The 13,655-nt window shown below is 50.5% G+C and carries 9 protein-coding genes; 5 read left to right on the forward strand and 4 right to left on the reverse strand.

Annotation, left to right across the window (positions count from 1 at the left end; all coding sequences use genetic code 11):
• Positions 1 to 3 precede the first annotated feature (3 nt).
• The 3 genes from FDY98_RS16005 to FDY98_RS16015 all read right to left on the reverse strand — a co-directional run bounded on the left by FDY98_RS16005 (position 4) and on the right by FDY98_RS16015 (position 2,475).
• Positions 4 to 879 carry a pirin family protein gene (locus FDY98_RS16005; RefSeq protein ID WP_027958730.1) on the reverse strand — a complete coding sequence of 292 codons (876 nt, stop codon included), beginning with the start codon at positions 877 to 879 and terminating at the stop codon, positions 4 to 6.
• Positions 880 to 992: 113 nt separating this feature from the next.
• Entirely contained in the window at positions 993 to 2,033 is a 1,041-nt protein-coding gene (locus FDY98_RS16010; protein ID WP_027958731.1) for a zinc-dependent alcohol dehydrogenase family protein, read from the reverse strand.
• A gap of 61 nt (positions 2,034 to 2,094) precedes the next feature.
• Positions 2,095 to 2,475 carry a hypothetical protein gene (locus FDY98_RS16015; RefSeq protein WP_340146601.1) on the reverse strand — a complete coding sequence of 127 codons (381 nt, stop codon included), beginning with the start codon at positions 2,473 to 2,475 and terminating at the stop codon, positions 2,095 to 2,097.
• Between the two features lie 286 nt (positions 2,476 to 2,761).
• On the opposite strand from FDY98_RS16015, the gene hsdR reads away from it, so the two are divergent.
• Both hsdR and FDY98_RS16025 read left to right on the forward strand, forming a co-directional pair.
• A complete protein-coding gene (gene hsdR / locus FDY98_RS16020; RefSeq protein ID WP_027958733.1) occupies positions 2,762 to 6,295 on the forward strand; it encodes a type I restriction-modification system endonuclease in 3,534 nt (1,177 codons plus the stop codon).
• 168 nt (positions 6,296 to 6,463) lie between these two features.
• The gene (locus tag FDY98_RS16025; protein ID WP_027958734.1) at positions 6,464 to 8,089 is read left to right on the forward strand and encodes a class I SAM-dependent DNA methyltransferase; all 1,626 of its coding nucleotides are present in this window, start codon (positions 6,464 to 6,466) and stop codon (positions 8,087 to 8,089) included.
• A gap of 199 nt (positions 8,090 to 8,288) precedes the next feature.
• On the opposite strand, the gene FDY98_RS16030 is transcribed toward FDY98_RS16025, so the two are convergent.
• Positions 8,289 to 9,233, reverse strand: coding sequence for an IS5 family transposase (locus tag FDY98_RS16030; RefSeq protein ID WP_022519777.1), 945 nt, complete (start codon positions 9,231 to 9,233; stop codon positions 8,289 to 8,291).
• Between FDY98_RS16030 and FDY98_RS16035 the strand changes: the two genes are divergently transcribed.
• The 3 genes from FDY98_RS16035 to FDY98_RS16045 are packed head-to-tail and all read left to right on the forward strand — an operon-like array spanning position 9,225 to position 13,415.
• Positions 9,225 to 10,982, forward strand: coding sequence for a restriction endonuclease subunit S (locus FDY98_RS16035; RefSeq protein WP_196518058.1), 1,758 nt, complete (start codon positions 9,225 to 9,227; stop codon positions 10,980 to 10,982). The two genes, FDY98_RS16030 and FDY98_RS16035, sit on opposite strands and share 9 nt — an antisense overlap.
• Positions 10,983 to 11,007: 25 nt before the next feature.
• Positions 11,008 to 12,606, forward strand: a complete 1,599-nt coding sequence (locus FDY98_RS16040; protein WP_027958541.1) for an AAA family ATPase — start codon at positions 11,008 to 11,010, stop codon at positions 12,604 to 12,606.
• On the forward strand, positions 12,606 to 13,415 hold the full coding sequence (locus FDY98_RS16045; RefSeq protein WP_027958540.1) for a hypothetical protein: 810 nt from the start codon (positions 12,606 to 12,608) through the stop codon (positions 13,413 to 13,415). Before FDY98_RS16040 ends, FDY98_RS16045 begins: the two co-directional genes overlap by 1 nt.
• Positions 13,416 to 13,655 lie beyond the last annotated feature (240 nt).

Below are 13,655 nucleotides of genomic sequence, written 5' to 3' on the forward strand. Positions count from 1 at the left end.
ATACTAAGCATCCAGACCGCCGAACTTACCGTTCTGGTAGTCCTCGACCGCCTGAACGATCTCTTCACGGGTATTCATTACAAAAGGGCCGTGGGAGTAGACCGGCTCATCGATCACATCGCCATGACCAAACAGCAGCCGCGCATCGCTACTGGCTTCGATATCGAGGCTGTCACCTGTGCGATCTACTTCAATTAGGTGATGCGGCTTGACTGGCTCGCCACCCACCGTGACATCGCCATCCACCACGTAGAGAAACACCTGCCGTCCTGACGCCACGGGCAACTGTTCGTGGCTACCGGCAGGCAACCGTAGCGTTGACATAAACACGCCAGTCAGTGAGTTGATAGGGCCAACGCTACCCTGCCACTCACCAGCGATCAGATTCAGCTCACCGCCACCCGGCAACGCGATAGCGGGAATAGATTCTTGTTGCAGCCCTACGTAGCGCGGCTCGCTCATTTTCAAGTGCGACGGTAGGTTGACCCACAGCTGCAGAATCTCCAACGGGCCACCATCGCGTAGAAACTCCTCTGGCGAAATTTCCGCATGCACAATGCCGCTGCCAGCGGTCATCCACTGAACCCCACCTTTATGGATCACGCTTTGATGCTTGGCGCTGTCCGCATGGGCCAGTGAACCTTCCAGAATAAAAGTGACCGTTTCAAAGCCCCGGTGCGGATGCGGGCCAAAAGGTAGACCCTGATTGTTAGCCGGGTAGGTTTGAGGGCCATGGTGATTAAGAAACAGAAAGGGATCTAGCTGCTCCAAACTAGGCCCCGGTAGCGGCCGACGAGTGGTTAAATCGCCAATATCATCGCGCTTGGCCGGGTGCTGGGCGATTACGCGGCGCACGGTTTGGTTAGTGTTTGCTGGCATAACTTACTCCTTATCAATACTTTCCAGCGTAAAACCTATAGCCGCGGATGAGGAGCGAATAATTTGCCCTGTTTCGTTGAAGGAAATTGTTATTAAAAGTCTCAGCGGTTTCCTCAAAACTCGGTCACCACCGTCACGCCCGCCCCTTCGAACTTATCCATGTTCATTAACGCATCAATCGACTGCTCAAGATTGATTCGTTTGCCGATCAGCTTTTCAGGCGCCAGCTTTCCTGACTCGATCATCGCCAGCATGGCGTCATAACGATGCGCCTGCATGCCGTGGCTACCCAGTATTTCAAGCTCATGGGCAATGACCTTGCTCATGGGAATGGCGGGCGTGCTGTTCTCGGCCAACATCAACCCCACCTGTATATGCTTGCCACGTTTACGCAGATTGCTGATGGAGTTAAAGCAGGTCGTCGGATGCCCTAGCGCATCCAGCGATACGTGAGCGCCTCCCCGGGTTATCTCCGCAACTGCTTCAACCACATTGGCCACCTTGGCGGCATTCACAGTGGCAACGGCGCCCAGTTGACGGGCCAGAGTAAGCGCCTCCTCCGAAATATCGATGGCAACGACGTTGGCACCGATGGCGTTGGCAATCATTACGGCGGATAGACCAACACCTCCGCAACCGTGAATGGCCACCCACTGCCCAGCCGATGTTTGGCCCTGATCGACGACCGCCCGAAAGGAAGTGACAAACCGACAGCCCAGGCTGGCCGCCGTCGCGAAGTCGAGTGTCTCTGGCAGCGCAACCAAGTTCACATCGGCATAGTGAATACTCACATACTCGGCAAATGAGCCCCAGTGAGTGAAGCCGGGCTGAAACTGGCTATCGCACACCTGATGGTTGCCCGAGTGACACTCTGGGCAAGTGCCACAGCCACCCACGAACGGCACCGTGACGCGGTCGCCAAGGCGCCATTGCTTTACATCTTTACCAACGGCTTCGACTACGCCTGCCAGCTCATGGCCCGGCACATGGGGAAGCTGGATATCGGTGTCATGCCCCACCCAGCCATGCCAGTCGCTGCGGCAAACTCCTGTCGCTATCACTTTCACCACAACGCCATGCGGCTCAGGGGTGGGATCAGGTAATTGCTGGACGCGGGGAGGGGCGGAAAATTGCTCAAAAACAACGGCTTTCATAAAGAATTCCTAACCTATATCGGTTTTTACTTTATAAAGTCTTATGCGGATAAGAAGCAAATTATTGGCCGCTAACGCTTAACCGCCCCACGACCTGCAACGATTCATCCATTGGACGCACCACGATCATCTCACCCGAACCAACGCCGCCACCCATCAGTGCGGTGATATTTACCTGGTAGGTAACCAGCAGTAAATTCCCCGACCCCTGCCATGCGGCAATCTGCTCTTGGGCGGTTTGGGTAATTGACGCCTGATCACCGCGACCGCGAAAGAACGAATCCAGCCAGGGGGGTGGCGCATGAGAATCACCAAGCCGCCTTCTTGGAGTGCTTGCCAAGTGGCGTCGTTTGCTTGGACGCTGAGTGGCAATGCACCCAGCAAAGCGAGCAGTAGCGTTAAGGTGAGGCGGCGTAGGGTGGGCATGGGGAGAGTTCTCCATCGATGGCTAACAAGAACTACTCTTACTCAAGTTCACCGGTTGTCTGCACAAAGGTTTGATGTCACCAACTTGCGCAATATGCGCCAGTTTTACCAGAGCTTTCCAATTCGCGACGCAGTGCGTCTCGGATTGAGCTGGATACATCATTTCAAAGTTGTGTTTAAAGCTAATCAAGAAAGCCAACCTCCAAAAGTAGGCTTAGCTAAGCACACCCTATTTCATTAGTATGGGTTTTGATGAAGCATTCGCGACAAAGCCAATTTGCAAAACGTGGAGAGTAAATCTAATGACAACACCCTATCCACCCAGCAACTTTGGCTTTTTAGCAGAGCATGACGCGCTATTTGTGGAACTAACGGCCTCCGCCGAACGCGCCTTTGCTAGCGACCCCAACACCACATTGATTAAGTTGCGCCAGTTGGGGGAAGCGCTCGCCCAGCATATGGCGGCGATGTCCGGGGTAGAGTTTGACGAGCAAACCAGCCAAGCCGACCTGCTCTACCGTTTAAATCGCGAGCTACGCCTTGAACCTCAGGTCAAAGAGCTATTTCACACCCTGCGTATCGAGGGAAACAGAGCCACCCATCAGTTTCGCACCCGCCATAAAGAAGCCATGGATGGCCTGAAGCTGGCTCGTGAACTGGCCATCTGGTTTCACCGCTCGTTTGGCACCGCAGGTACCACCTTCAAACCTGGCCCGTTTGTACCGCCCGCCGACCCCAGCGCACAGTCGCGCCAGCTTCAGGCCGATATCGAAAAGCTCCGCCACGAGCTTCAACACGCCAACAAGGCACTGGACAGTAGCCAGCAGCTTAGCCAGTTGGTCGAACAAGAGAAGCAGGAGTTTGAGGCGCTGGCCTTGGCCATGGATGAAGAGTCCCGCGCCCTGGCCAAACAGGCGCAAAGCCACGAACAGGCACTCGCCCAGCAGCAACAGGCTTACGAAGCCAAAATCCGCGCCCTGCAAACACAACTCACCGCACAAGGCGAAAACAGCGTTAATCAGCAGCGCCAGCAGGTAGCCAGTAACACCAAAGCCGCCAGCGACACATTAGTACTGAGTGAAGAGCTAACACGCATACTGATCGATCAGCAGCTCAATGAAGCAGGCTGGGAAGCCGATAGCCAAGAGATGACCTATCAAAAAGGCGCTCGCCCCGAGAAAGGTACCTACCGCGCCATTGCTGAATGGCCCACTCAGCCAGCACATCAAACCAACGGCCAAAAGGAACGAGCAGACTATGTACTGTTTTGCGGCTTAACGCCAATTGCCGTTGTCGAGGCTAAAAAAGAGAACACCAATGTAGCGGGCAAGATTGATCAATCCGAGCGCTACAGCAAAGGCCTAAGCGTTGAGCCACCGCTGGTCGGTGCCTGGGAGCTTGCCGGGCGAACCATTGCATGGCCCGCTGATGAAGAAGGACACTTTAAAGTACCTTTCGTGTACTCCTGCAACGGACGTCCCTATCTGCCACAGCTTGCTGAGCAGTCGGGCACCTGGTTTCGAGATACACGAGAACCCAGCAACACCCGCCGCGCCCTGCCCCGTTTTCATACCCCCGGCGGCCTGCTAAACCTGCTCGAACGCGATAGGGAAAACGCCGACAAGCTGCTCAAACAAGAGCCTTTCGGTTACCTGCGGCTCAGGGAGTACCAGCAAAAGGCGATTCTGGCGACGGAACACGCGTTGGCCCACGGCACCCGCGCGGCCCTGCTGGCCATGGCCACGGGTACCGGTAAAACCCGCACCATTATTGGTCTTATATATCGGTTTTTAAAAACCGAACGCTTTCATCGCATCCTGTTTCTGGTCGATCGTACCGCCCTTGGTGATCAAGCGATTGATGCCTTCAACGAAGCCCCGCTGGAGCAGAACCAAACCCTGAGTAAGATCTACAACGTGGCAGAACTGGGCGATATGGCAGCAGAAGCGGAAACCCGCGTGCAGGTCGCCACCGTGCAAGCCATGGTGAAGCGCATTTTTATGAGCGACCAGCCGCCGCCGATTGATCAATTCGACTGCATCATTATCGACGAAGCCCACCGCGGCTACACGCTGGATCAGGAGATGACTGAAGGCGAGCTGGCCACCCGCGACGCTAGCCAGTACCTCTCCAGCTACCGCCGGGTGCTCGACTACTTTGATGCGGTTAAAATCGCGCTCACCGCCACCCCGGCCAAGCACACCAGCGAGATTTTTGGTAAGCCGGTGTACACCTACTCCTACCGGGAAGCAGTGGCGGACGACTGGCTGATCGACCACGAGCCGCCCGTCCGCTATGAAACCCTGCTGACCCAAGAAGGCATCCTGTTTGAGAAAGGTAAGCCCATCGAGGTAATCAACACCCAAACCGGCGAAGTCGATACCACTGAACTTGAAGACGAGCTGCGCTTTGACGTCGACGCCTTCAATCGCCAGGTCATCAACGAAAATTTCAACCGAGTGATCTGCGAGCAACTGGCCGAAGAGCTAGACCCGTTTGGCGACGAAAAAACGCTGATTTTCTGCGCCACCGACCTTCATGCTGACATGGTCAAACGCCTGCTGGATGACGCCTTCAAAGCGCTCTATAACGGCAGCTACAACCAGGCAGCGGTGGCTAAAATCACCGGCAAAAGCGACAAGGTGGACCAACTAATCCGCCGCTATAAAAACGAGCGCTACCCCAATATCGCGATTACCGTGGATCTACTCACCACCGGTATCGACGTGCCAAAAATCTGCCACTTGGTATTTATGCGCCAGGTGCGCTCGCGAATTCTTTTTGAACAGATGATTGGCCGTGCCACCCGCCGCTGCGATGAGATCGGCAAGACCGTCTTTACCATCTACGACCCGGTGGATATCTACGCCGCACTGGCGGAGGTCAACACCATGAAGCCGCTGGTGCGAGACCCCAATATCAGCCTTGAACAGTTGGTAGATGAGCTGACCGATGAGCACCAGCTGGAAAACGCCCTGAATAGCCCCGGTGAACAGCAGGGCGAAAGCCAAGCCGATGTCGTGTTAAGCCAGCTCAGTCAAAAAGTCATGCGTGTACTGCGTAAGGCCGATAACAAAGCGGAGAATAGACCCGCTCTAAAACAAAAGCTTGATGACTTACAAAACCTGTGGGGCGTGGAGCCCAACAAGCTCCATGAACATTTACATAAGCTGGGCCCAAGGCAGGCATCCGCATTTCTTCGCCAGCATAGCGGCTTGATACACCAGCTAGCAGAGGTGAAGCACCTGGTGGGCAGCGAACGTATGCCGGTGATTTCCGACCACGACGATGAGATTCGCGAACGTAGCCAAAGCTACGGCGTTCACAAACGCCCAGAAGATTACCTGGATAGCTTCAATACGTTCATCAAAGAGCAGATCAACCAATCCGCCGCCCTAGCCGTGGTGGTCAACCAACCTCGCGACCTAACCCGCCAACAGTTGAAAGACGTGAAAGTACTGCTGGATAACCACGGCTACTCGGAAGCCAACCTGCAAAGTGCCGTGCGCAACCACACTAACCAGGATATTGCCGCCAGCATCATCGGCCACATTCGCCGCGCTGCCCTCGGCGAGCCGTTAAAACCGTTTGAACAGCGCGTGGCCGATGCCATGGATCGCCTCTATACACAGCACGACTGGACGCCCAACCAGCGCAAGTGGCTAGGAAAGCTGGCCAAGCAGCTCACCAAAGAAGTGATTCTCGACCGGGACACCGTCAACCAGCTCCCCGCCTTCCAAGGCGGCGCAAAGCAGCTGGATAAAGTGTTGGGGGAGCAGTTGGATAGCGTGTTAGCAGAGCTAAATGAGGCGATGTGGCCGCCCAAAAGTGCATGATGGATCAATGTCGATCTTTTAGCATTTTTGGCATAGCGCCTTTAACGACTAGCCATCATATGTATAGAAAACCGGCTTTTCTTAACATGTGCTCTGTAACGTGCAAAGATTTCGGCCTTTTCTATACATGTCAGCGCTTCAATCGCTTTTTATCGTCCTAGGAACCCCATGACCCACAACGACATCGTTCAAAAACTCTGGAATCTGTGTGACGTACTGCGCGATGACGGCATTAACTACTCCGACTACGTGACCGAGCTGGTGTTACTGCTGTTTATCAAGATGGTGCATGAGAACACCGAAGCGGGCATTCTGAAAAAGCACCCGCTGCCCGAAGGCTGCCGCTGGACAGACCTTAACAACAAATCCGGCATTAACCTGCTGGACGACTACAAGCGCATTCTGCTCAGTCTCTCCAGCGGCCGCGATGGCACCGGCCGATTGATTCATACCGGCCCGCTGATCAGCGCCGTTTACGCCGATGCGCAAACGCGCTTGCGGGAGCCTCGCCACTTAGAGCAAATGATCAAAACCCTGGATCAGATCGACTGGTTCAGCGCGCAACAAGATGGCCTGGGCGACTTGTATGAAGGCCTGCTGGAAAAGAACGCCAGCGAAACCAAATCCGGCGCGGGCCAGTACTTCACGCCACGAGCTCTGATCAACAGCATGGTACGCTGCCTAAAGCCCCAGCCCGGTGAGCTTATTCAAGACCCAGCGGCGGGTACGGCGGGCTTTTTAACCGCCGCAGACCAGTACATCAAAGAGAACACTGACGACCTCGCTGACCTGGACGCCCAGCAGCAGCTGTTTCAGCAAAACAACGCCTTTGTAGGCATTGAACTGGTGCCCGGAACTCGCCGCTTGGCACTAATGAACTGCTTGCTACACGGCATGGAAGGCGATGACGAAGGCGTGGTGCGTTTGGGCAACTCCCTGGGCCAAGCGGGCGCAAGCCTCGCCAAAGCCGATGTGATACTGGCCAACCCGCCCTTCGGTACTAGCAAAGGCGGCGATGCCAGCATTACCCGCGATGACCTCACCTTTCAAACCAGCAATAAGCAACTGGCCTTTCTGCAGCATATTTATCGCAACCTGAAACCCGGTGGCCGCGCCGCGGTAGTACTGCCGGATAACGTGCTGTTCGAGGCCGGTGTGGGGGCGGACGTGCGTCGCGATCTGATGAATAAATGCAACCTGCACACCATTCTGCGCTTGCCCACAGGCATTTTTTACGCCCAGGGCGTCAAGACCAATGTGCTGTTCTTTACCAAAGGCAGCACGGCAGACAAGCTCCAGGAAGAGAGCTGCACTGAAAATGTGTGGGTCTACGATCTGCGCACCAATATGCCCAACTTTGGCAAGCGCACCCCCTTTGACGAGAAGCACCTAATGCCATTCGAAACCGTTTTCGGTGAAGAGCCCAACGGTCAAAGTAAACGCCAAGAGGGCGAGTGGTCTTTTAATGCCGAAGAGATCAAAGTTGATATAAGTTCAACGGATGAAAATCAGAATATAGACGATGATCGTCTAGCCAAATCCCGCTGGCGCTGTTTCAACCGTGCGTGGATTGCCGAACACAAGGGCGATTCGCTGGATATCAGTTGGCTAAAAGATAGTGACAGTGTGGATGCTGATAACCTACCGCAACCCAGCGTGCTGGCTAGTGCCGCAATGAACGAGCTAGTGCAGGCACTCGGTGAGCTGGATAGCTTGATGCGGGAATTAGGAGCAGAAGATGAAGCTGATGGTCAGCGGGAATTGTTGAATGACTTTTTTAGTAGGGGGCTGTAATGGAGAGTGCAGCTGCAAAATGTTGGCAACACACGACTCTCGGTTCAGTGATTGAACTAAGGAAGGTCTGAATAACTGCCGATATTCATCAACGCTTACTTGAGCCTACAAAAAATCGAAAATTTAGACACTCTTCTCCCTTTCTTTGTGTATTTTTGCTCCTTTCCCGCTCATTGAGCGGGAAAGGAGCGCAATCGCCCTATTCCCATAGGTATTTCTCACTGATCAGCAGGTTGCTGAACGCCGCCAGCAAGTGCAGGCGCTGAGTGTTTTTGGCCAGTCCACGATAGCGAGCCTTGCCATAACCAAAAACTTGTTTGATGTACCGAAAGGGGTGCTCCACCTTGGCACGGATACTGGCTTTGATGTTTTCGACTTTCTGTCGCCTGGCATCTAGCTTCTTGCGGGTGCCAGGCCGTTTGGCAATATACCAAGAGATATCGTTGCGGTGCTTGTGCTCGTCGCGTTTTTGAATACCCAGGTAACCGGCATCACCGAAGACGCGTTGCTCTTCACCGTGAAGGAGCTTATCGGCAGGCACAATGTCATGGACATTGGCAGCCGTGGTCTCGATGCTGTGAATCAACCCAAGCTTATCGTCGACACCTATATGCATTTTCATGCCAAAGTGCCAAGAGCTACCTTTTTTAGTCTGGTGCATTTCCGGATCGCGCTCGCCTTTTTTGTTTTTGGTGGAACTAGGCGCAGAGATGATAGTGGCATCGACAATGCTCCCTTCGCGCAGCATCAGGCCATTTTTCTCTAGGTGGTTGTTCACTTCCTGGAACAGCACCTTGCCAAGGCCGTGGTGTTCCAGAAAATGGCGAAACTTGAGAATCGTGGTTTCGTCCGGCAATCGGTCTAGTTTCAAACCGGCGAATTGGCGCATGGACTCGATCTCGTAGAGGGCGTCTTCCATGGCCGGATCGCTCAAGTTGTAAAACAACTGCATGCAATGGACGCGGAGCATGGCAGACAACGGATACGGAGGCCGCCCGCTCTCGCCCTTGGGGTAATAACGGACTACCTTCTTCTCCAGCTGCGTCCAGGGGATCAGCTTGTCCATCCGCTCCAGAAAGAGTTCGCGGCGGGTCTTTCTCTTCTTGTTCTGGTACTCGGCTTCGGAGAAGGTGATTTGATCCATGGCAGCACTGAATCCTATGCAGTTGACGATAGCCGTATTATCACTGATGGCAGTGACTTTTTCAGAGCTTCCCTAAACTATGGAAAGCCCTTACCAGCCAAAGTAAGGGATGGGGCTATGTTCCCTGTTTTTGGTTCAAATGGAGAAGTAGGCAAACATAGTTTTCCATTAGTAGAAAAGCCTGGACTTATCATTGGAAGAAAAGGGTCTTTCGGCGAAGTGCATATCTCAAAAGAGCCCTTTTTTCCTATTGACACTACTTATTATGTTGATAGTTTTCATGGGCAACCCATACGTTATTGGCTTTATCAGCTTCGTTATTTACCTTTAAAGCAACTAAATAGAGCAACTGCTATTCCTGGTCTAAATAGAGAGGACGCTTATTCTCAAGTTATCGCGCTCCCTGCCCTCGCCGAGCAAAAAGTTATCGCCCAAAAGCTCGACACTCTACTGGCTCAGGTCGAAAAAACCAAAGCCCACCTTGAGCGCATCACTCAAATTCTCAAATGCTTCCGTCAATCAGTGCTGTCCGAAGCGGTGGCAGGACGGTTAACGGAGGAGTGGAGGAAGGAAAATTTTCCTAAACTATCTTCAGAGGAATTCAACAAAGAGATAAAACAGTATCGTTTTGAAAAATGGATATATGAACAAGAAGAAAAGTTTGAAGCCAAAGGCAAACGACCTGTAAATAAAACTTGGAAAGAAAAATATACCGAAGCTAAAATTGATGAAAAAATTGTGCGAAGGGAACTACCACAGGGCTGGATTTATCAACCTTTAGACGGTCTTATTTATATTTCAGCCCGAGTCGGTTGGAAAGGATTAAAGGCTTCCGAATACACAAATGATGGTCCGCTTTTTTTGAGCGTTCATTCATTAAACTATGGAAGAACTGTAGAATTATCAGAAGCCTTCCATATTTCTCATGAACGATACAATGAAAGCCCAGAAATAATTCTTAAAAATGATGATATATTACTTTGCAAAGACGGAGCAGGAATAGGAAAAATAGGCATAGTTAAAGACTTAGACCATCCCGCGACTATCAATTCATCACTGCTGCTCATTAGGCCGGGGAAATACTTCGTTCCTGAGTATTTGTATTTCTTTCTTGCCGGTCCATCAATGCAGAGGATCGTTCAAGAACGCATGACAGGATCGGCCGTTCCTCATTTGTTTCAGCGTGATGTCAAAGAATTTGTTTTGGAAATCCCGCCTCTTGAAGAACAAACTGAAATTGTGAAGCGCGTCGAAGAACTTTTTGCTTTTGCAGATAACATCGACCAAAAAGCCAATACTGCTTTAGGTCGGGTCAATAACCTTACGCACACGATACTGGCTAAAGCCTTTAGAGGTGAACTCACCGCTGAATGGCGTACCGAAAACCTAGATTTAATCAGTGGGGTTAATAGCGCAGAAGCCTTACTGGCCAAAATAAAAGCCGAACGTGAGACCTTAAAAAAACAACCTAAACCCAAGCGCAACGTAAGGGGAAAAAGGATAGGTAGCAGTATGAGCAAGCAAATCATCAAGGTGACTGAAGCGTTAAAGCAAGCAGGTACCTCCCTTAGTGGGCAACAGCTATTAGAGGCCGCTGGTTACCCCAGCGATAGTAACATCGAAGAGCTTGAAAAATTCTTTCTGGATATCCGTGAGGCTCTAAGTCGCGATAAATCTATCGTAAAAATTGAGCGCAGTGAAGATGGGCAGGACTGGTTTTCCTTGGCAGAAGCAGATACCAATGAATAAAGCACAACGCTAATAAGGGCAACCCATGAAAGTCGATAAACTACATGTTCGCTCACGCTTTAAGAACCTTGAAAACGTCATGGTGGATTTTGATAAAGACCACCTGATGACCGTAGTCGTTGGTCGTAACGGTTCTGGTAAATCAAATGTTCTGGAAGCGCTGGTGGTCATATTCCGCAATCTCGATTTAGGAGAAGCGCCGCCATTTTCTTATGAGTTAGTTTATCGTCTTGGCGAAGCCCACAAGTTACACCAGCCCAGTCATCGTTGGTTGGAAGTCACAGTTGATGCCGACCCGACTCGTGGCACATTAGCGAAGCAATACGAAGTTACTGTAAAAGATTTATTAGACGAACAACCTACTGATCTTCTTAAAGAAAATCCTGTGGGCAAAGCGGTACCTTTTTCAAAGATAAAACGTGATAAAACCGGTAAAGCGGCTTACTTACCCAACTATGTATTTGCCTACTATTCCGGGCCCAGCGATCGATTAGAAAACCACTTCAAAAAACACCGTACGGATTTCTATCGTCGCTTGTTGAAAGATGAGCTGGATTTAAAAGGTGATATTCGCTCACTATTCTACGCCAAACCCCACCATAGCCAATTCGTATTGTTGGCATTTTTCTTGTCAGAAAAAGACAATGCAGAAAAAGCCTTCCTACTTGAGCACTTAGGCATCCAAGGCTTGGACAGCATTCACTTTGTGATGCGTCAACCTGGTTGGGCCAAGAAAAGAGGGGAACTTTTCTGGGGCGCTCGTGGTGTTGTACGTCGTTTTTTAGACGAATTAATAAAGTATACTTTATCGCCAGTAAAAATAACGCGACAAGAAGACACATCATTAACTGGAAGCAATATCCGCAACGAGTTTTTGCATTTATTTTTACCGGACGTGAGTGCCTTACGTGATTTCGCGCGAGATCTCAGCGCAGATGAATTGTTCAAAATGCTGGAAAGTACGCTGCTTTCTGAAATTATTTCCGAAGTAAGCATTAGGGTTAAAGTTTCTAGTAGTGAAGAGCCTCTCACCTTCCGCGAACTCAGTGAAGGTGAACAACAATTACTTACAGTACTCGGCCTACTCAAATTTACCGGCGGTAAAGACTCATTATTTTTGCTAGATGAGCCCGACACTCACTTGAATCCCTCATGGGCGGTTAAGTACCTAAAATTCCTGCGCGAGTTCGTCCCCAATCATGAAACTAGCCATTTGCTAATGGTCACCCATCACCCACTGGCTATTGCGGAATTGCAAAGAGAACAGGTTCAAGTAATGAAAAGGGACGAAGAGTTTCAAGTTCATGCGTATATGCCAGAAGAAAGTCCACGCGGAATGGGTATAAACCTCATATTGCGTAGCGATATGTTTGGTCTTAAAACAACACTTGATGAAGATACTAATCAAAAGCTTGCTAATAGAAATGCATTGGCTGCAAAAGAAACGCTTTCTAAAGAAAAATTTATTCGTGAAGAAGGCAAACCACCTGAAGATGATGAGCAATATCTTACTAGGCTTAATTTTGAGCTTGAGAAGTTAGGCTTCAACTTGGCGACGGATGACCCTGATTACCTTGAATATCTTCACGAGAAATATCATGGTGTAAAAGAAGGAATTCACTGATGCGCTGGATATGCAAGGATGACATCGAAGAGTGCTTAAAACAGGCTTGGCGTGAGATGGCTGAGCAAGCAAAAGTTGAGCTTATTGATGCGCCAGATAATGAGGCACGAAAGGCTATCTTGAGGAAAGCCACATCCTCCAATATTTGGCGTGAATTCTACAAATTATTACCTGAACATTTAAAGAAGAAATGCTGGTATTGCGAAGCCGAAGAAATAAGATCCGACATGCCAGTCGATCATTTTAGACCAAAAAACAAGATCAAAGAGGAGGCAGAGCACGATGGCTACTGGTGGCTAGCGTTTGACTGGGATAATTATCGATGCGCATGTACTTTCTGCAATAGCCGTAGAGTATTTGATGAAACTCAAGGGGGTAAAGCATGCCATTTTCCGATTAATAACCCAGAGCAACGAGCATTCACCCCTGATGATCACGACAAACTTTGTAATGAACGCCCTAACTTTCTTGATCCGTTTAATATTGATGACGAAAAGCTACTCTGGTTTGATAATGATGGAATTCCTACTCCCAAACCAGAGGCAACCGCGGAACAAAAAACAAAAGTCGAGAATTCAATCGAAATATTCCACTTGCATGAAGCCCGTATAGCCAGAGCAAGAAATAAAGTACGCATAGAGATCGAGAATCAGGTCAGAAAAATAAAGAATAACGACAATATTCCGGGTGCGAAAGCGAAACTCCGGCGAATGGTACGGGATACTGAAAAGCTATCTCGCGCAGCTGTTATCTACTTGCGTGCGCACCGAGAACTCCCAGAAGTGAAGGATATACTTAATTTAGACTGATTAAAGACATATGCATCAATTCAAGAATGCTTACGCTGTTTTTAAAAAGTTGATTACTTAAGAAAGCTTATATTCAGACCAAGCTGGTGCCGCCGAGTGGGCATCCAGCAAACCAAACTTGCTCAACGTTGCCCTGACATGGACCAAAAAACGCGTGTACGTAGTGGACAGCACCGATTTTTGGGCAGGCAAGAAGTACTTTTCTGATACCGAGGAACTGCTTGCCCAAGAAAAAGCATA

It is taken from the genome of Halomonas sp. PA16-9 (genome assembly GCF_009728585.1).
Lineage (GTDB): Bacteria > Pseudomonadota > Gammaproteobacteria > Pseudomonadales > Halomonadaceae > Vreelandella > Vreelandella titanicae.

Bases quoted from the DNA above. Each gene is read 5' to 3' on its own strand.
- FDY98_RS16025 (WP_027958734.1), top strand. From the start codon at position 6,464: ATGACCCACAACGACATCGTTCAAAAACTCTGGAATCTGTGTGACGTA.
- FDY98_RS16040 (WP_027958541.1), top strand. From the start codon at position 11,008: ATGAAAGTCGATAAACTACATGTTCGCTCACGCTTTAAGAACCTTGAA.
- FDY98_RS16010 (WP_027958731.1), bottom strand. From the start codon at position 2,033: ATGAAAGCCGTTGTTTTTGAGCAATTTTCCGCCCCTCCCCGCGTCCAG.
- FDY98_RS16005 (WP_027958730.1), bottom strand. From the start codon at position 879: ATGCCAGCAAACACTAACCAAACCGTGCGCCGCGTAATCGCCCAGCAC.
- FDY98_RS16030 (WP_022519777.1), bottom strand. From the start codon at position 9,233: ATGGATCAAATCACCTTCTCCGAAGCCGAGTACCAGAACAAGAAGAGA.
- hsdR (WP_027958733.1), top strand. From the start codon at position 2,762: ATGACAACACCCTATCCACCCAGCAACTTTGGCTTTTTAGCAGAGCAT.
- FDY98_RS16015 (WP_340146601.1), bottom strand. From the start codon at position 2,475: ATGGAGAACTCTCCCCATGCCCACCCTACGCCGCCTCACCTTAACGCT.
- FDY98_RS16045 (WP_027958540.1), top strand. From the start codon at position 12,606: ATGCGCTGGATATGCAAGGATGACATCGAAGAGTGCTTAAAACAGGCT.